This is a genomic window from Phenylobacterium sp., from assembly GCF_019636135.1.
Classification (GTDB): domain Bacteria; phylum Pseudomonadota; class Alphaproteobacteria; order Caulobacterales; family Caulobacteraceae; genus Phenylobacterium.
Genome location: NZ_JAHBYD010000017.1, coordinates 35,564 through 53,130, shown reverse-complemented (window position 1 = coordinate 53,130; position 17,567 = coordinate 35,564). Strand labels below are relative to the sequence as shown.

The window sequence follows — 17,567 nt, the reverse complement described above, 5'->3', positions numbered from 1 at the left end:
CATGATCTATCGCTCCCTCCTGTTCGCCGGCCTGATGCTGTTGGGCGGCTGCGCCCACCAGAGCGATCCGGCCCTGCCGACCTGCGACGGCTCGGCCCGGCGACCGGCCAATCCCCACGGCTCGGTGCTCGCGCCCCAGGCCGGACCACGATCGGCCGAGGCCGCCGTCGATGCCGGCCCCGACGCCGGAACGGGAGGCTGCGCATGAGCGGCGTCCCCTCCTCCGAGCTGAAGCGCTACTTCACCGAAGCGCGGCGCTGGGACCAGGACCGCCTGGCCTCGGCGCTCCGGTCGCGCCGGCTCGCCTGGTCGATAGCGGCCACGGCCACGGGTCTGGCGGTGATCGCGACCGGCGCGGTGGCGATGCTGACGCCGCTGAAGTCCACCGAACCCTTCGTCATCCGGGTGGACCGGACGACCGGCGCGGTCGACGTCGTGCGTGGCCTCTCGGCCGAGGACGGGCCGGTCCGCTACGACGAGGCCGTCAGCAAATATTTCCTCGGCCAATATGTGCGCCAGCGCGAGGGCTACCTCGATCCGGCCGCCGAGGACGCGTTCCGTCTGGTCTCCATTCTGTCGGCGCCGGCCGAACAGCGGCGCTGGGCTGATCTGTTCCGCGGCTCCAATCCCGACAGCCCGCAGAACGTCTACGGCCGCGACGGCGAGGCCGTCATCTCGATCCGCGCCATCGGCTTCATTAACGACGGCGTCGCCAACGTCCGCTTCCACCGAACGGTCCGCCAGGCCCAGCAGACGGTGGAGAGCGACTGGATCGCCACCATCGCCTTCACCTACACCCGCGCGCCGATGTCGGAACCGGACCGGCTGAGGAATCCCCTCGGCTTCCAGGTGACCTCCTACCGCGCCGATCCGGAGGTCATCCGATGAAACGTCCCCTCGCCGTCCTTTGCCTGGCCGCCGGCCTCGCCCTCGCATGCCCGGTCGCGGCGCAGACGCCTCAGGACCCGCGCATCCGCGAGCTCGCCTATGATCCGGCCGCCGTCTACCGGATCGCCGGGGCCTTCCGCACGGCGACCCAGATCGTCTTCTCGCCCGAGGAGACGATCCGTCACGCCGCCATCGGCGACAGCGTCGCCTGGGAGGTCGCCGCCGAGGGGTCGGTGCTCTTCCTCAAGCCGCGCGAACGCCATCAGGCGACCAACCTCCTTGTCGTCACCGAGCGCGCCGGCGCGATCCGCCACTACGCCTTCGAGCTCGTCGCCCGCGAGCCCGGTGATCGGACCGCGATCGCCTATCAGGTCCGGTTCCGCTACCCGGCCGACGACCAAGCCGAGGCGGCACGGGCGCTGGCCGTCCAGGCCGAGGCGGTGGAGCAGCGCCTCATCGGGCTGGAGCTGGAGCGCGGCGTGGTTGAAGGGATCCGCAATCTCGCCTGGTCGGCCCAGGGCGACGCCGCTCTGCAGCCGAGCGAGGTCAGCGACAACGGCCGTTTCACCGTGCTGCGCTTCCCCGGCGTCCAACCCCTGCCGGCCGTGTTCGAGGTCGGCGACGACGGCTCGGAACGGCTTATCCCCTATGACGTCCGCGGCGAGTTCGTCGTCATACACGGCGTGACGCGCGGCCTGCGGCTGCGGCGGGGGCAGTCGGTCCTGTGCCTGTTCAACGACGCCTATGACGCGCGCGGCGTCGCGGTGGGTACGGGCACGGCCTCTCCGGCCGTTGACCGCGCCCCCCTCGGAGGCCGGTCATGACCGCGCCCGATTCCATGCCGCCCATTGACGGGCCGCCGCCTCCGCCCGCCGCGCCCGGCGATCGCGGGATCTCGCCGATCGCCGGGCGGTTCGGCGGACGGCAGGGCAAGGTCATAACCCTGGCCGCTCTGGCCGTCGGCTGCGGCGTCTTCCTGATCGCCAGTTGGGATCGCGGCGACGCCGAGGGCAGCGAACCGTCGCGTCGCGACGAGCCCGCCCGGCAGACGACGCCGTTCGAGCCCGCCCGTCGCGAGCCGCCGCCCCTGCTCAGCGAGGCCGCCTTCGATCCGGATGCGCCGGTCTTGAGCGACGAAGATGCCATCCCGCCCCTGGAAGTCGCGCCCCGGGGTGAAGCACCGCCCCGTTCCGGCCCCGGTCCCGCGGAACAGCGGCGCGCCCTGGCCGAAAGCGCCCGGCGGGCGCCCGTGCTCGCCTATAGCCGGGCCGGCCGCCAGCCCGGCCCGCCGCCGATCCCGACGACGCCGACGACCCCGACGACCCCGACGCCTCTAGGCGAACCGACGTCGCTCGACCAGCTCCGTCAACTCACGCCCGTGGGCCAGACCCGCGCTGGCCGCCTGCCCGACCGCAATCTGCTGGTCACCGCCGGAACCAGCGTGCCCTGTGTCCTGCAGACGGCCCTGGACAGCACCACGCCCGGCTATGTCACCTGCGTCCTGCCGCGCGACGTCTGGTCCGACAACGGCGCCGTGGTGTTGATGGAGCGCGGCACCCGGGTTCTGGGAGAATACCGCGGCGGTCTCCAACAGGGCCGCCGCCGGCTGTTTGTGCTCTGGACCCGGGCGGTGACGCCAACGGGGGTCGCCGTCGCCCTCGCCTCGCCCGCCGCCGACGCTCTCGGCCGGTCGGGGTTCGACGGCGTGGTCGACACCCATTTCTGGGACCGGTTCGGCGGGGCGCTGCTGCTCTCCATCGTCGACGACGGCGTTTACGCCGCCGCAGGCCAAGGCGAAGGCGCCTCCTCCCTGGCGCGCGTGCCGTTGGACGCCGCCAGCGTCGCCCTACAGGGCTCGGTCGAGATCCCGCCGACGCTGCGCAAGGGCCAGGGCGCGGAAGTGTCGATCTTCGTCGCGCAGGACCTGGATTTCGCCGGAGTCTATCGGCTGCGGTCCCGCTGATGGACGACACCTCGGTCCTGGATCATTACCTTGCGCCGCTGCGCCCCTTCCTGGAGCCGGCGGCCGTGACCGAGGTCGTCATCAACCGACCGGGCGAGGTGGGGGTCGAGGCGGACGGGGCCTGGCAGTGGACCGAGGCGCCCGAACTGACCGAGGCCTGGCTGCGCACCCTGGCGGTGGCCGCCGCGGCCTACACCCGTCAGGACGTCGGCCCCGAGCAGCCGATCTGCTCAACCACCCTGCCCGGCGAGGTGCGCTGCCAGATCGTCCTGCCGCCGGTGGCGGCGGACGGGGGTCTTTCCCTGACCCTGAGAAAGCCGTCGCGGCGACGTCTGGGACTGAAGGCGTTCGCGGCGGCCGGCTTGTTCGACGAGGTCGCCGACGCCCAGACGGACGCCACGGATCTCGTAGACGCCGAACTGGTCCGTTTGCGGCAGGCGGGCGACTGGCCCGGCTTTCTGACCCTGGCGGTCACCGCCCGGCGCAACATCCTGATCTCCGGCGCGACCGGCTCGGGCAAGACGACCCTGGCCAAGGGGCTGATCGAGCTGATCCCGGACCACGAGCGGCTGCTGACCATCGAGGACACTCGCGAGTTCGTGGTGCCGCACCGCAACGTCGTCCATCTGGTCTATTCCAAGGACGGTCAGGGCCTGGCCCGGATCGGCCCGAAACAGCTTCTGGAAAGCGCCCTGCGCATGCGGCCGGACCGCATCCTGCTTCAGGAGCTCCGCGACGGCACGGCCTTCTTCTATCTGCGCAACGTCAACTCGGGACACCCGGGCTCGATCACCACGGTGCACGCGGATTCCGCCGCCCTGGCCTTCGAACAGCTCACCCTGCTGGTGCGGGAATCCGAAGGCGGGCGCGACCTGCCGCGCGAGGACATCCGCGCCCTGCTGCATCTGCTCGTCGACGTCGTCATCCAGATGAAGAAGGTCGACGGGCGCTTTCGGATGACGGAGGTCTGGCATGACCCGGTTCGCAAGCGCCAGCCCGGGGGCTAGGGCGGCGGTCGCCGCCCTCGGCGGCCTGGCCGCCTTGAGTCTGCTGGCCGCCCTCGCCGCCCTCATTGCCCTGATCGGTCTGGGCCAGGTCTCCGGCGACCTCGACCCCGCCCGTGTCCCCGGCTGGTTCTGGTACTACCGACAGGACCCGGAGGTGCGGCGCTGGCTGACCGTCGGCGTCTCGGTCTCGGCTCTGCTCGGCGGGGTTCTCGTCGCGGCGATCCTGCTCTCCCGACGCCGCCCCCTGCACGGCGCCGCCCGCTGGGCCTCCGGGTCCGAACAGCGGCGCGCGGGTCTGCGGGCCGACCGCGGCGTCCTCCTCGGCCGGGCCGACGGCGGCTTCCTCATCGCCGATGGGCCCGAGCACGTCATGCTCTACGCGCCCACCCGCACCGGCAAGGGGGTCGGCGTGGTCATCCCCAACCTCCTGGCCTGGCCGGACTCCGTGGTCGTGCTGGATATCAAGCGTGAGAACTTCCTCGCCACGGCGGGCTATCGCGCCGAGGCCGGCCAGATCGTACACCTGTTCGATCCTCTGGCGCGGGACGGCCGCACGGCGCGGTTCAATCCGCTCGGCCATGTCGATCGCGCCGACCCGATCGCGGTACTGGACGAGCTGCAGCGCATGGCGGTGATGCTGTTTCCGGTTCACGAGCGGGCCGATCCCTTCTGGGCGGAGGCGGCCCGGACGGGGTTCATCGGCGTCGGCGGCTATGTCGCGGCCACGCCCGAACGGCCCTTCACCCTGGGTGAAATCTTCCGCCAGCTGACCGCCGGAGACGCCCGCGGCCGCCTGCCCCGGATCATCGCGGCCCGGGAACAAGAGGGCCGCCCCCTGCCCGGCCCGGTCGTGGCGGCGCTCACCGACTTCACCGGCTCCAGCGAGAACACCTTCGCTTCGGTGCGCCAGTCGATCACGACCCGGATGGGGCTCTGGCTCAATCCCCGGGTCGACGCCGCCACCTCCGCCTCGGACTTCGACCTGCGCGACCTGCGCGGCGGCCGGCTCTCCCTCTATCTGGGCGCCACGCCGGACAACATGCTGCGCATCCAGCCGCTCTATGCGCTGCTCTTCCAGCAGCTGGTCGACCTGAACAGCCGCGCCCTGCCCGGCCCCGCCGACCGACCCGCCCTGATCGTGCTCGACGAGTTCGCCCGTCTCGGACCCGCGCCGGTGCTGGCACACGCCTTCGCCTGGGTCGCCGGCTACGGTCTGCGGCTGCTCGCGGTGCTTCAGAGCCCGTCCCAGCTGAGGGCCATCTACGGCCCGGACGTGGCCGAGGAGGTGATGACCAACTGCGGGGTCGAGATCGTCTTCGCGCCCAAGGAGCTGAAGATCGCCCAGGAGCTCAGCGATCGGCTGGGCGCCTATACGACGGACGGCCGCAGCCGCAGCCGGCCGACGGGACTGAGCCAGGGTCGCCGCAGCACGACCGTGTCCGACCAGCGCCGGGCGCTGATGCTGCCCCAGGAGCTGATGCAGCTCCCGCAATCGGCCCTGATCGTGCTGAAGGCCGGCCTGCCGCCGGTGCGGGGCCGGAAGATCGCCTACTTCCGGGAGCGCGTCTTCCAGCGCCGGCTGCGGCCCGCCCCCGACCTGGCTCCCATCGCCGCGCCGAACGAGCCTCCTGTTCCAGAGGAGGATCCGATGGATTTCGACGTCATCGCCCGGGCCTTCGCCGCCGAAGGCCTGCCGCCGCCTCCAGCCGGGGCGGATGAGAGCGCCGTCGGCGCCTGGCTGGATCGGGTCGTCGATACGGCCGTGCTGGAGCGCGAGCCATGAAGACGCCCGACGCCGCCCCGTCCAACCGCCTCGGTCCCGCGCCGGGCCCGACCGGGTCGCGGCGTTCGACCGCCAAGGGCGATGTGCCGGAGGCGGTGCTCGATCGCTATCTGGTCGAGCGCGACCTGCGGGGCCGACCGGAACGCTTCTTCCGCGATCATCGCGCGTCCGAGCCGATGTTCCGCGATCAAGGCAGGTCGCTCGTCTCCAGCCAGGCCTATCCGGACGCGGTCGTCGACATGCTCAAGATCGCCCGCCACCGCGGCTGGGATAAGGTTCGGGTGTCCGGCGACCCGGCCTTCCGGCGCGAGGTCTGGATCCAGGCCCAGGCCTTGGGGCTGGAGGTGCAGGGCCATCGACCGCGAGAGCGGGATCGCCAGGCCGCCGGCCTCGACCGTCCGTCGCCCCGGCGAGACGCCGAAACCGCGAAGGCGCACGACGCGCTCGGCGAGCGTTTGGCGAAGGCCGCCATCGTCGTGGCGCGCCTGGTCCCTGACGCCGCAATCCAGACACGCCTGCTCGAGGCCGCCTGGGCGCGCGCAGGCCGCTCCCGCCCGACGGAGCGGGAACCGGCGCGTGGACGCGACCGGCAGCGTTAGCGGCGTCCCGTCTAGAACTGGTTCTTTAGGTAGGGCGAGACCTTGAAGGCCGGAAACGCAAGGCCGCCCCGCTTCAGGTTCATCAGGTCCCAGTACATGCCGAGCGCCAGAGGATCGCGGATCTCCGTCGGGACGTCGAAGCTGTAGTCGCCGTCGAACCGATCGCCGCGCCGCCAGGCCCGCGCATATTCCGGCGACAGATAGTCGAACAGGGCCCGCCGGATCTGGTCCAGGAACTCCGCGATGGTACTGGCGTGATAGGAGAAGACGTCCCTGTAGAACCAGTGGTGGAAGTCAGGAAGGGTGCGGTAAACCCTGCCCTCATCGATATCGTGGCCGTGCCGGGCGAGCATCTTGCGGATCTGTTTCACCCGCTCGCCCAGCCGTGAAAAGTTGTGCTTGTTGGCGTCCCCGACCACCTTCAGCAGCCAGATCCGTGAGACGCGCAGGTCCAGGGACAGATCCAGTTCGGAAAGCCAGACGGCCGGACAGTAGCACTCGGCGTTCAGCCAGTCGGCGAAGGCCGAGGCCGCCGCCGCCAGCCCCGAGGCGTCGGGACCGAGTTGCGGCTGGCGGCCGATGGCCTCGAGGTAGAAGAGATAGGTCCGGTCGGTTTCGCGCGAAGCTTGGCCCGACGGCGCGAAGGCGAACGGCAGGGCCGAGGGTTTCGGCTGGGCCAGAAAGTCCGCCAGAAGGATCGCGAAGACCCGTTTGTGCGAGCCGGACTCGAACACCAGATTGGTCGGCCGGGAGGTCACCGGGTACTGGAAGATCTCGAAATTGACCATGTCGTCGATCATGTCCCAGACGGCCTTCAGCAGGATCGCCTCCTGCTCGATGGCGGCATAGGTCATGGTCAGGCCGCCGCGGCGTTGGCGCGCCGGGCGAGATCCGCACAGGTCTCCATCAAGGCCTCGAACGGTTCGGCGTCCACCTCCAGCAGACCGTCCTCGACCATCCGGCGATAGTCCTCGCCCAGGGCCTCCAGGGACGCGCCTCCCGGCTTCAACTGAAGACCGCCGGCGGCCGCCCGACCGTAGTCGATCTCCACCCCGTCGGCGGTCTCGCGGAAGAACATCGCCTTGTGCCGCGCGACCGCCTCGGCGACCGCGCGATCGATGATCGCCGTCGCCGCGAAACCGGCGGCGTCCAGACGGGCGAGATCGTGCCAGTGACGCGAGAAGCGATCCCCGCGCAGGCGACCCTGGACGCAATAGACATGGGCCGCGGTGGCCTTCTCCCAGAAGGTTCGTTCGGCGGCCATCACCCGCGGCGTGGTGATCGGGAACGCCACCCCCGGCAGATGAGCGGCCGCATCGCAGACCACCGGACGCGGCGCGCTCGGTTCGCCGGTCGCGCGGGCCCCGAACTCGAGCATCACGCTGGGCGAGACATAGCCCGTGCCGGTGCTGGTCGGGGCATAGTCCACGAAGGCCTTGGCGCCCTCGATCCGTACCCCGGCGGCGACGCCGTCAGCGGCCAGGCGCGCCTCGAGCATCGGCCGGACCTCGCCCTCGACCCAGAGCGGCAACAGCCGCTGAACGTCGCGCGACCAACGCCGCTCCTCGGCGCGGGTTTCCGGCACGGGGTCTTCGGGCGCATCGGCCAGGTCCGGAAGGAGCCGACGGATGTCATAGGTCAGGTCGATGTCTTCGGAGAAGCGCTGGATGACGTCATAGGCCTTGGACAGGGACGTGCCGCCCTTGAAGACCAGCGCCTCGCCCAGCGGCGCCTCGAACAGGGCCCGAAGCGCCCACACGACCCAGACGTCCTTCTCCAGCAGGTGCGCGGGACGGCCCGACTCGGCCGCCGCCGTCGCGAGCGCCTCGATCCGGTCCTCGGCGGACAGCTGCAGGAAGACATCAGACATGCGCCGCCTGGCTCACCGAACGCGCCAGCCACGTCGGCAGACGTGGCCCGACGGACACCAGCTCTCCGAACGCCGAAGGGCCCAGCTTGCGCTTCAGGGTTTCGAGCGCTGTTCCGGCCTTCTCCGGCCCGAGCCAGGCCAGGGCGCGAACCGCCTCGCCGGCGGGACGATCGGCCAGGAGCAGCTGCCATGCGGGCGCGTGCTGGAACTCCACCGTCTGCTTGCCGACGCTGAAGATACGGCTCTTGCCGTTGGTCAGATAGACCATGCGGATAGGCACCTGGGTGGTCAGGCCGAGGGCATTGGCCGCCGCCGCCCCGTTGGAGGCGACGACCTCGCCACGCTGCTCGCTGACGGCGCGCACCACCTTTTCGATCGAGGGCGTGCGGGTGCCGAACCGGCTTTCCAACGGGCGCATGTAGACGCCGCGACTGGCGCGCAGCAGCCGCCCCCGGCGCACCAGCCGCGACAGGGCCTGGTCCACCGCGGCGCGGCTGCCCAGATGCAGCAACGCCTTGGCGGCGATCGGCGCGCCTTCCGGCAGCGTCGAGGCGCGCTCCATGATCTGATCGGCGAGTGTTTGCATCATAACCTCTGCGTCAGAAATATAGGTCAACTTCTGACACTTCGCAAACGCGACGCCCCACCTGCAATGTCCGACCTATCGGTCACGCGTCCGGCCGACATCGCGCCAAGCCTCCCGTCCCTGTCGCAGCGCCTGATCCCGAGTCATCGGCGCCGGCCGTTCCCGCACGAACCGCTCCACCAGAGCCGCGAGCGCGCGATCCCGGGGCTGCTCCGATCGCGACAAACGCAGGGCCTCGGCCACCAGGGTCCGCCGGATGGCCAGCTCGCGTATCCGGATCGCGTCCAGCCAGGGCGCTTCGCCGCCGCCTGCCGTGAGCGCGGCCCGATAGGCGGCGGCGAGCACTTCGGGCAATGGCCCCTGCCCCGCCGCGAACCGCTCTCGCATCTTGCGCACCGGGATGCGCTCGGCCTTGCGAGTGACGCCCCGCGTCCGGCGCGGCGTCGCCTCGGCCTCGACCGACCGGTCGCGAAGGGCGCGCGCGAAGTCTTCCCGCCAAACCTGCAGGTCGGCCTTGCGGGGATTCAACCGCTCGCCGTCCCGCCCCAATCTTCGCACCGTCAGATGGACGTGCGGATGTCGGCCTTCATCATGCAGAGCGAAGACGTATGAAAAGCGCTCGCCGAACGTCCCGGCCGCAAAGGCCCTCGCCGCGTCCTGCAGACGGGCGGCGTCGGTCCCGGCCGGCATGCTCAGCACGATCGAGAGGGTGATCGAGGCGTCACGCCTGCGCCCCGGCTCAAGCGCGAACTCCTCGGCCCAGTCGCGCGCCAGCTCTCGCACCGGCCCCCGGCCGTCCAGCCGCTCTCCGTCGGGCCCTTCCAGCGCCAATGCGCCGTTGCGGCTGATGTAGTCCAGGTGCGCCTTCAGATGAGCGCCGTCCCGGGTTCGTCCGGTGATCTTCACCATCACCTCGGGTACGCGGCGCGCCACCCGCGCGAACCGGACGGACGGATTTCCGCCGTCCCCGCGAGACGGACGCAGCACCGCAGGCGTGATCCGGGCGCGCCGGATTTCGACCGGCGGACGCAGCACCTCCTCGAACCCGCGTGACGGCCGGAAGTCGGTCAAGACGCCGGCGCCCAGTAGGCGAGATTGCCCTCGAAGGCCTCGCCGAGCGCCTCGACCCAGGCGGAGATCTCAGCCTGAAAGGCGCCGAGTTGGGCCAATTCCAGATCCAGCACCGCGCCCTCCATCACGGCCGTGTTCAGCGCGCGGGCGATCTGGTTGATGTTCACGCCGATCCGCCTGAGCTCGCGGCGCACCTCGATCAGGGCCAGGGCGTCGGGCCGGCCGAACTGGGGCCGATCGTGCAGGCGACGACGGATGAGCGCCACGCTCCACTGGGTTCGCGACAGGCCCGTCGCCGCCGCCTCGCGCTCCAGGAGACGCAGGTCCGCTTCGCCCAGACGCAGGGTCAACTTGCCCGACCTCGCCGTCGGCGGCGCGTCCTCCGGAGCTGGTAGGGACGCCTGAGCGGCACCGTCCATGAGCCTCCGGAGAAGCCGCGAGCGTCCGCCCTGACCGGCCGCGGCGGCGTCGAACCGGCGGATCAGATCGGGCGAAACGCGGAGGGTGAGGCGGTCCATGGGAGAGCGGGTCTGTCAGACATTGCCGGCGCAAAGCCTATCCTGCCCTAGACCGTCACCGCCCTCGCCCCGTAGGCCTCCGGTGCTGCCCGCCCTCCCCTCGGCGACCGACGCCGGTCGCTCGCCCGCCGCCCTGAAGGGCGCCCCAGCCGGGCGGTTTCGGAGAGCCTCAGATCACCAAGGCCAGAGGTCCCAGATCTTCAGCAGCGTGGCGACGACCGCGAGAACGCCGCCGCCGATCGTGACCGCCAGATAGACCGGATGCTCTTTCAGCCAATGCATCAGCTGTCCGAGCCCGCCGATGCCGTCGTACCAGCGCGCGTCCGTTTTGAGCGTGCCCTCCGTCGCCTTGATCGCGATCGAATAGAGCAGATCGACGCGGTTCAGGAGCGACCGCTCTACCGGCCGGTAGTCGCCACGCGTCACCCGCTCGCCCTGCTCGGCGCCCTTGATCAGGTTGGCCATGCTCAAGCCGTTGCGGGCCGCCAGCGTCTCGAGACGACTGGGCGGCGCGGCGTAGCGATCCCCGTAGAGGTCGAACATCCGGGAGGCGAGGTCGATGCGAAACGACGGAGGCGGAAGCGGTCCGGGCGTCCCGCCGAGCGCACGCTGACGGCGGTGCAGGGCGTCGAAGCCGAAGGTCGCGTCGCGCATGTTCCAGTGGAGCCAATGGTGGTGCGGATGGCCCTGCAGGAAAAGATCGAAAGCCTCCAACATCGCCAGTTCGGCACGGTCCAGCACCGCGGGCGGCGCGGACTTGGGCGTCATCCCCGACGGCAGCCGGGACGTCACGTCGAACAAGGTGCTGGCGCCGTTGCCGAGGTTGCGCACGGCGATCGCGGCGATCCGCCCGTCGGGCCGGTCGAAACCCTCGCAGGCGTAATGAACGACGGAGGCATGCGAGCGGGCCTGCAGGGCGGCCTTCAGTTCATCTAGGGCGAGCTTGCGTCGGGCAGGCGTGGTGGTCATGGCCTGGCGATTTGGAACCGCCACGCCGTTCTGTCGAGTCCGGCGGCCTCAGCCTGACTGCTCGTGGAGCCAGGTCACCGCCCGTTGCGCGTGAGCCGCCGCCGAGACGATGAACCGCCTGTCGTCCCGGAGTACCTTCAGCCATGACGCGATATAGGCGGCGTGGTCCTCGCGGGGTTCGAGCGCGAGGCCGAGATCGGCGCAAAGTAAGGCGGCGCCGAGTTCGGCGACCAATTCCTCCCTAGCGTAGCCCGCATCGCCGTGACGCTGCCGACCGAGGTCCCTATCGAGCCGGCTCGAGTGGCGGGTCCAATGGGTCAACTCGTGCGCGAGGGTGGCGTAGTAGCCGTCGGCGTCCACGAAGCTCTCGAACGGCGGCATCTGCACGTAGTCGGGACCGGGCGCGTAGTAGGCGCAGCCTCCGCCGTGACGAATGTCGGCCCCGCACCGGCTGAAGAAGGCGTCGACCCGCCGGATGCGGTCATCCGGATTCAACGCCGCCGGTACCGCCGGGGCGTGGTCTTTCCCAAGACCGTCGATCTGCTCGGCGTTGAAGACCGTATAGGCCTTGAGAAAAGGGATTCGCCGTTCGATGTCCTCTCCGGCCTCGTCGGTGTCGGCGCGCAACAGCTGGTTGGCGTAGACCACGATGGACCCGCGCTCGCCCTTCCGGACGCAGCCGCCGAGCGCGAGCGCCTGGCGAAAGGTCATCCATGTGGAGGCGGTGTAGCCCCGGTCGACTGCTTCAGACCAGAGTAGGACGACGTTGATGCCGGTGTAGGGCGTGCCGTCATGGCGAAGCGGTCGACTGACGGGGCCGCCGGCGCGCCAGGGCTGGGTCCAGGGCCGGACGCCGGCCTCGAGGTGGGTGATGATCGTCTGGGTGATCCGGGTGTAGACATCCGGACGTGCGGGATCGGCGGGGCGCGACATGGCGGCCTCCTTGGAAACGGATGGAAGGGAAGGAAGCGGCGGCGCGTCGCCCGCGCCGCCGCGGCTTCAGGTCAGCGGGACCAGATCAGGCTGTGCCCGCCGTCGACCTCGACCAGGGAGGCGTAGATCGGGGCAGGGAAGCTGGGATCGTCGAGCTTGACCGAGAGGTATTCGCGGTTCTGCTGGCTCGTCTTCTTCCAGGCCGCCCCGAACTCGGTGGCGCCGGCGAAGATCCGGTAGTCCGGGGCCTTGTCGTCGCTCTTCTCATTCGGCCGCAGCACGGCCTGGCGAACATTGAGGGTCAGGGTCTTGATCGAGCCGGTGTAGCCGTCGCCCTGGGCGGTGAAGGTGCCGATGGTGGCCATGTCAGTCTCTCCTTGCTGTCGGGCCACGCCTGCCGCGGCCTCGATGGCGATCGGGAGGCCGATGGCGGGACGGCGCGCAGGCGACCGCAGGAGCCCCGCAGCGCAGCGGAGGACCGCAAGGGCGAGTTTCTTGTTCCGCGAGGAGGTCGTCAGGCCGGGGAAGAAAGTCGAACGCGCGGTTGCGCCGAGCCGGACCGACTTCGGTCAGATCCGCCCCTCGAGAGGCCGCGCCGGCTGGCGCGTGCTGGAGCAGACACGGCCCGCCCCGGCAGTCCCCGGCAGAGCGCGACCATCCCCCGGCCGCTCAACCTCCCCTCCCTCTGGATCAGGCCGCCGCCGGGAAGACCTTTTCGACATCAAGCGATCCGGCTGGAAGCGCCCGCAGCAGCTCGCCTTCGGGCTTCTGGAGGTGGAGCCAGGCCGCGCCTTCCTCGGGACGCAGCACGACGATCTGCCGGTTGTGATAGGGCGCGATATCCGGTCCCGGCTCGGTGGTCAGCATGGCGAAGGCGCCGTCCTTCACCAGGCCCGCGACCCAGAAAAGCCGCTCGCCCGCGAGGGTGAAGCGCCATTTCGTCTTTCGCTTCTGGCCCGGTTCGGGGTCGGTGAACTCGAAGAAACCGTCCGCCGGGATCAGGCAGCGCATCGAGTTGGCGAAGGAGCGGCCATCCGAGCGGAAGTTGAACACGGGCGGTCCCTGCGGCGATCGCCACGCCCAGGGCGTGGTGACGAGTTGCGGGCCGCCGCCGCCCAGGGTGATGATCGGCACCCGATCGCCGATCCGGATCGACGCCGCCGGTCCGAAGTTCGGCATGCCGCCCGGAAAGGTCAGCGGATCCCCGGTGCGGTTGAAGGTCTCGATCACGTCGTCAAACGGCAGGACGAGCTGGAACTCGTTGCACATGGCGCGTCACGTTTCCCCGAGTCGCTTGTACCAATCGGCGTAGACGGTATTGACCGCCATTCTGCGGTTCACGTCCACTGCGCCGTCCGTCCACCAGGGCGGACCCCGCTCTCCCAACGCTTCCTTGGCCGTCCGCACCGCGCTTCGGGCGTCGCGAAGCGCCTGATCATCATACTTCCGCAGAGCGCTGCGCACCGCGCGACGCGCGTTCATCAAGGCGTCGACCCACCTCTGCCGGTCGGTCGGCGACAACGACGGGTCCGAACATCGCCAGAGACGGCCCCGGACGACGAGGTAGCGGCCGTCCGGCGTGACGGGGTGACTCACGGAACCCGACTCGCCAGCGCGGATTCTTCTCCATCGAAGGGAGACGACCATGTCCAAACGTGAACTGATCGAACCGACGCCGGGCGACAAGCGATACGTCCGCCGCGACGACGAGGGCCGCTTCGACGAGCAGGTCGATGTCGGCAAGGCGTCGGCTCAAGATCAGAAGCGCCAGGCCAAGACGGTGTCGCGGCCCGGTCAGGGCGACAAGGGCGACCGCCGTCACTAGCCCGCCCGGCGACGGGCCTGCGTGCGCGCGGGCTTCGTCGTCGATGCGGCGCGGCCCGGGGCTCGCGCCCGACCGCCCGAGCGCGGCGCGGGCCCCTTTAGGCTGGTGCGCAGCGCCGCCATCAGGTCGCCCACCTCCGTGTCGTCGGGCTCGGCGGAGCGGACCGGCGCCTGCCCCCTTTGCTTGGAGGCGATCAGAGCCTTCAGCGCTTCCTCGTAGCGATCCACGAACTGGTCGGGGTCGAACGGGCCCGCCTGCTGCTCGATGATCCGCCGCGCGATGTCGATCATCGCCGGATCGGGCGCCTTGTCCGAGATCGCGCCGAAGACGTCGCGCGTGTCACGCACCTCGTCGCGGGTGCGCAACGAATAAGCCAGAATGCCCTTGCCGCGCGGTTCGAGCGCCAGAAGGCGCTCCCGCGTGGAAAGCACGACGCGACCCAGGGCGATCTTGCCCTCGGATCGCATGGCTTCGCGGATGACGCCGAACGCCTCCTCGGCGATCCCGCCGGCCGGCGCGAGGTAGTAGGGATTGTCCCAATAGACCCGGTCGATCTCGTCCTCCGGGACGAAGCGCTCGATGTCGATCGTCTTGGTGCTCTCGAGCTTGACCGATTTAATCTCCTCGTCGGTCAGCAAGATGTATTCGTCCTTGGCCACGGCGTAGCCCTTCACCAGCGAGGACCGTTCGACGGGCCCCGTCTCCGGGTCCGTGGTGACCATCTTGATCCGGTTGTTGGTCGCCGGGTTGATCAGGTTGAAATGGACGTCGCCGCCCGAACTGGTGGCGGTGTAGAGCGCCACCGGGCAGATCACCAGGGACAGACGCAGGTGTCCCTGCCATGTGGGCCTGTAGGCCATCGTCGAAGTCTCCGCACGGGCCCGTCCGGCCCGCCAAGACTCGACTCAACACCGAGCGGGGTGATTCGCTCCGGCATCTCGGGTCAGTCGCAGGGCTCGGCTTCGCCGACGCTTAGATCGACTGTGAAGCAATGCTCCTGGCCGTCGTCGATACCCGTCACGAAGATGCGGATTTCGCCGTCGCCATCGACCGGCGGCGCATAGAGCTCGGTGTAGCCGACCGCAGCCGCTTCGTAGCTGGTCGCTTCCACGACATGGCCATGGCCCCGGCCGACGCCGTCGGCCCAGGCGAAATAGCGGTGCTGCTCAGGATCGGTCATCGGATCTCCTTGGACGTCCAAACGCGAAACCAGCCGAAAGGATTCACCGCGATTCGTCCGGGGATAAGGCGCCTGCCCCGTTGACTCCGCCACGAAATGAGAACCAGAACGTTTCGGGAACATTTATGACGTAGAACCACGGGAGGCCGATATGCATGCCCGGCCTTCCGCCGAGCTCGAAACCCTCAGGGCGCGCATTCGCGCGCTCGAACAAGACGGGCGGCCGGCCGGCGAGACTTTGCCTTTCGGCGTAGCGCCGCTCGACGCGGTTCTCCCCGGCGGCGGTCTGGCGCTTGGCGCCCTGCACGAGGTCGCGGGCGGCGGAGACGGCGCGGTTGACGGCGCCGCGGCGGCGCTCTTCGCCGCCGGGATCGCCGCGCGCCGACCCGGTCAGGTGCTCTGGTGCGTGACCCGCCCGGACCTGTTCGCGCCGGCGCTCAGCCAGGCGGGGCTCGGGCCAGACCGGGTGATCTATGTCGAGGCGGGCGACGAGCCCAGCCTCATGGCCTGTTTCGAGGAGGGCCTGCGGCACGGCGGGCTCGGCACGGTCGTTGCCGAGACGGCGCGGCTCAGCATGACCGCCTCGCGACGGCTGCAGCTGGCGGCGGAGACCTCGGGCGCGCTCGCCCTCGCGATCCGGCGGTGGTGCCGCGCCGCCGACGCCGCCGAGTTCGGCCAACCGACCGCCGCCGTCACCCGCTGGCGGGTCAGCCCTTCGCCCTCCTCTCCCCTACCCGTGCCCGGCGTCGGCCGGGCGCGGTGGTTTGTTGAACTTCTCCGTTGTCGCGGCGCGGAGGCCGCGGAATTCACCCTGGAAGCCTGTGATGAGACGGGTCGTCTCGCTCTACCTGCCGAACTGGTCCGTCGATCGACTGCGTCGTCAGCTCGGGAACGACGCGCCGCCGCCTGACCAGCCGCTGGTCCTCGTGGGCCGCGTCGGGCGGCGCCGGGTCGTGACCGCCGCCAACGCCGCCGCCCTGCAGGCGGGCGCCCGCCCGGGTCAGGCCGCGACCCAGGCGCAGGCCCTGATCCCCGGTCTCGACGTGCGGGACGCGGACCCGCAGGGGGACGCGGACGCCCTCGAGCGGCTCGCCGTGTGGGCGCTCAGACGGTATGCGCCCGTCTGTCAGGCCGATCCCCCCGATGGTCTCGCCATCGACGCCACCGGCGCCGCCCATCTGAAGGGCGGCGAGACGGCGATGCTGGCGGACATGGTCGATCGCCTCGCCGAGGCCGGGGTTCAGGCCGAAGTCGCCATCGCCCCGGCCTACGGCGCCGCCCATGCCCTCGCGCGCTTCCGCCGCGACCTGCGGATCGTGGACGACGGCGGGATCGACGCGGCCATCGGCCCCCTGCCTCTCGAGGCCCTCCGCTTGCCGCACGATCTGGTCGCCGGCCTGAGGCGCATGGGGTTCGAGCGGATCGCGGACGTGGTCCACCGGCCGCGCGCCCCGCTGGCGCTCCGGTTCGGCCCCGATCTCGGTCGCCGCCTCGATCAGGCCTATGCGCGGACGGCGGAGCCCCTGATCCCCGTCGAGGCGCCGGAAGCGCCGCGGGTCGAGCGCGTCTTCGCCGAACCGATCGGCGCGCCGGAGACGCTTGCGCGCTACGCCGGGGCCTTGGCCGCCGATCTGTGCCGCGCGCTTGAGGCCGCAGGACTCGGCGTCCGTCGCCTCGACTGGCTCTGCTATCGGGTCGACAACCGGCTTGAGGCGGTCCGCGTGGGCCTAGCCCGGCCGGTCCGCGATCTGTCGCGGATCACCCGCCTGTTGACCGACAAGATCGAGACGATCGATCCGGGGTTCGGGATCGACCGGATGATCCTCGTCGCCACGAGCGCCGAACGGCTGGACTGGCGTCCCGGCGCGGCCGCCCTGGCGGAGACGGCGACGCCGGACGTGTTCGACCTGATTGACGTGCTCGCCAACCGGATCGGCGCCCGGCGTCTCTACCGGCTGCAGCCCGTGGAGAGCGACGTTCCCGAACGCTCGATGCGCAAGGTCCCGCCCCTCGCCGCGCCGTCCGCCCGGGATTGGACGCCGGACTGGCCCCGGCCGACCCGGCTTCTGCGCCGCCCCGAGCCCGTCGAGACCCTGGCCCTGCTGCCGGACAATCCGCCGACCCACTTCACCTGGCGCGGAATCCGTCGACGCGTCGTCCGCGCGGACGGGCCGGAGCGGATCTTCGGCGAATGGCGCCGCCGCGACGCCGAACTGCACGCCGTCCGCGACTACTTCCAGGTCGAGGACGACGCCGGCGAGCGCTTCTGGCTGTTCCGCGCCGGCGACGGCGAGGACGCGACGACCGGCTCACAGGCCTGGTTCATCCACGGCCTGTTCGGATGAGACCCGCGCCCTTCCCGCACGTTGCGCCCT

21 protein-coding genes are annotated in these 17,567 nt (G+C 70.5%); 10 read left to right on the top strand and 11 right to left on the bottom strand.

Annotated features, from left to right (window positions below; translation table 11 throughout):
• Position 1: 1 nt before the first annotated feature.
• The 7 genes from KF737_RS13155 to KF737_RS13125 are packed head-to-tail and all read left to right on the top strand — an operon-like array spanning position 2 to position 6,240.
• Positions 2 to 208, top strand: a complete 207-nt coding sequence (locus tag KF737_RS13155) for a hypothetical protein (protein WP_292044850.1) — start codon at positions 2 to 4, stop codon at positions 206 to 208.
• The gene (locus KF737_RS13150; RefSeq protein ID WP_292044851.1) at positions 205 to 888 is read left to right on the top strand and encodes a virB8 family protein; all 684 of its coding nucleotides are present in this window, start codon (positions 205 to 207) and stop codon (positions 886 to 888) included. Before KF737_RS13155 ends, KF737_RS13150 begins: the two co-directional genes overlap by 4 nt.
• Complete coding sequence (locus tag KF737_RS13145; protein ID WP_292044853.1) at positions 885 to 1,712, top strand: TrbG/VirB9 family P-type conjugative transfer protein; 828 nt, start codon at positions 885 to 887, stop codon at positions 1,710 to 1,712. The genes KF737_RS13150 and KF737_RS13145 overlap by 4 nt, the downstream gene beginning before the upstream one ends.
• The gene (virB10, locus tag KF737_RS13140) at positions 1,709 to 2,851 is read left to right on the top strand and encodes a type IV secretion system protein VirB10 (protein ID WP_296455308.1); all 1,143 of its coding nucleotides are present in this window, start codon (positions 1,709 to 1,711) and stop codon (positions 2,849 to 2,851) included. The genes KF737_RS13145 and virB10 overlap by 4 nt, the downstream gene beginning before the upstream one ends.
• A complete protein-coding gene (virB11, locus tag KF737_RS13135) occupies positions 2,851 to 3,858 on the top strand; it encodes a P-type DNA transfer ATPase VirB11 (protein ID WP_296455305.1) in 1,008 nt (335 codons plus the stop codon). Before virB10 ends, virB11 begins: the two co-directional genes overlap by 1 nt.
• Entirely contained in the window at positions 3,824 to 5,641 is a 1,818-nt protein-coding gene (locus KF737_RS13130) for a type IV secretory system conjugative DNA transfer family protein (RefSeq protein ID WP_296455303.1), read from the top strand. The genes virB11 and KF737_RS13130 overlap by 35 nt, the downstream gene beginning before the upstream one ends.
• Positions 5,638 to 6,240 (top strand): LPD7 domain-containing protein, encoded by a 603-nt coding sequence (locus KF737_RS13125; RefSeq protein WP_137721978.1) that lies wholly within the window; start codon positions 5,638 to 5,640, stop codon positions 6,238 to 6,240. Before KF737_RS13130 ends, KF737_RS13125 begins: the two co-directional genes overlap by 4 nt.
• Before the next feature lie 11 nt (positions 6,241 to 6,251).
• Here KF737_RS13125 and KF737_RS13120 read toward each other — a convergent pair whose 3' ends face one another.
• The 9 genes from KF737_RS13120 to KF737_RS13080 all read right to left on the bottom strand — a co-directional run bounded on the left by KF737_RS13120 (position 6,252) and on the right by KF737_RS13080 (position 13,456).
• Positions 6,252 to 7,094, bottom strand: coding sequence for a hypothetical protein (locus KF737_RS13120; RefSeq protein WP_137721979.1), 843 nt, complete (start codon positions 7,092 to 7,094; stop codon positions 6,252 to 6,254).
• Between the two features lie 2 nt (positions 7,095 to 7,096).
• Positions 7,097 to 8,110, bottom strand: coding sequence for a nucleotidyl transferase AbiEii/AbiGii toxin family protein (locus KF737_RS13115; protein WP_296455298.1), 1,014 nt, complete (start codon positions 8,108 to 8,110; stop codon positions 7,097 to 7,099).
• Positions 8,103 to 8,696, bottom strand: a complete 594-nt coding sequence (locus KF737_RS13110) for a DUF6088 family protein (protein ID WP_296455295.1) — start codon at positions 8,694 to 8,696, stop codon at positions 8,103 to 8,105. The genes KF737_RS13115 and KF737_RS13110 overlap by 8 nt, the downstream gene beginning before the upstream one ends.
• 75 nt (positions 8,697 to 8,771) lie before the next feature.
• On the bottom strand, positions 8,772 to 9,767 hold the full coding sequence (locus tag KF737_RS13105) for a hypothetical protein (protein WP_296455292.1): 996 nt from the start codon (positions 9,765 to 9,767) through the stop codon (positions 8,772 to 8,774).
• Positions 9,764 to 10,285: a MobC family plasmid mobilization relaxosome protein gene (locus KF737_RS13100; protein WP_296455288.1), complete on the bottom strand. Its 522-nt coding sequence runs from the start codon at positions 10,283 to 10,285 to the stop codon at positions 9,764 to 9,766. The genes KF737_RS13105 and KF737_RS13100 overlap by 4 nt, the downstream gene beginning before the upstream one ends.
• Before the next feature lie 174 nt (positions 10,286 to 10,459).
• Entirely contained in the window at positions 10,460 to 11,254 is a 795-nt protein-coding gene (locus KF737_RS13095; protein ID WP_295190519.1) for a hypothetical protein, read from the bottom strand.
• A 48-nt stretch (positions 11,255 to 11,302) separates the two neighbouring features.
• Positions 11,303 to 12,187 carry a zincin-like metallopeptidase domain-containing protein gene (locus tag KF737_RS13090; protein WP_296455285.1) on the bottom strand — a complete coding sequence of 295 codons (885 nt, stop codon included), beginning with the start codon at positions 12,185 to 12,187 and terminating at the stop codon, positions 11,303 to 11,305.
• A 71-nt stretch (positions 12,188 to 12,258) separates the two neighbouring features.
• A complete protein-coding gene (locus KF737_RS13085) occupies positions 12,259 to 12,552 on the bottom strand; it encodes a DUF736 domain-containing protein (protein ID WP_295190513.1) in 294 nt (97 codons plus the stop codon).
• Between the two features lie 325 nt (positions 12,553 to 12,877).
• Positions 12,878 to 13,456, bottom strand: a complete 579-nt coding sequence (locus KF737_RS13080; protein WP_295190510.1) for an SOS response-associated peptidase — start codon at positions 13,454 to 13,456, stop codon at positions 12,878 to 12,880.
• Between the two features lie 376 nt (positions 13,457 to 13,832).
• On the opposite strand from KF737_RS13080, the gene KF737_RS13075 reads away from it, so the two are divergent.
• Positions 13,833 to 14,012, top strand: a complete 180-nt coding sequence (locus tag KF737_RS13075; RefSeq protein WP_295190504.1) for a hypothetical protein — start codon at positions 13,833 to 13,835, stop codon at positions 14,010 to 14,012.
• On the opposite strand, the gene KF737_RS13070 is transcribed toward KF737_RS13075, so the two are convergent.
• Positions 14,009 to 14,872 (bottom strand): Ku protein, encoded by an 864-nt coding sequence (locus KF737_RS13070; RefSeq protein ID WP_296455281.1) that lies wholly within the window; start codon positions 14,870 to 14,872, stop codon positions 14,009 to 14,011. The genes KF737_RS13075 and KF737_RS13070 overlap by 4 nt on opposite strands.
• An 83-nt stretch (positions 14,873 to 14,955) precedes the next feature.
• On the bottom strand, positions 14,956 to 15,192 hold the full coding sequence (locus KF737_RS13065; RefSeq protein WP_295190501.1) for a DUF5961 family protein: 237 nt from the start codon (positions 15,190 to 15,192) through the stop codon (positions 14,956 to 14,958).
• Positions 15,193 to 15,343: 151 nt separating this feature from the next.
• On the opposite strand from KF737_RS13065, the gene KF737_RS13060 reads away from it, so the two are divergent.
• Entirely contained in the window at positions 15,344 to 16,102 is a 759-nt protein-coding gene (locus KF737_RS13060; RefSeq protein WP_295190498.1) for a damage-inducible protein, read from the top strand.
• A complete protein-coding gene (locus KF737_RS13055; RefSeq protein ID WP_296455277.1) occupies positions 16,017 to 17,537 on the top strand; it encodes a DNA polymerase Y family protein in 1,521 nt (506 codons plus the stop codon). Before KF737_RS13060 ends, KF737_RS13055 begins: the two co-directional genes overlap by 86 nt.
• Positions 17,538 to 17,567: the final 30 nt, after the last annotated feature.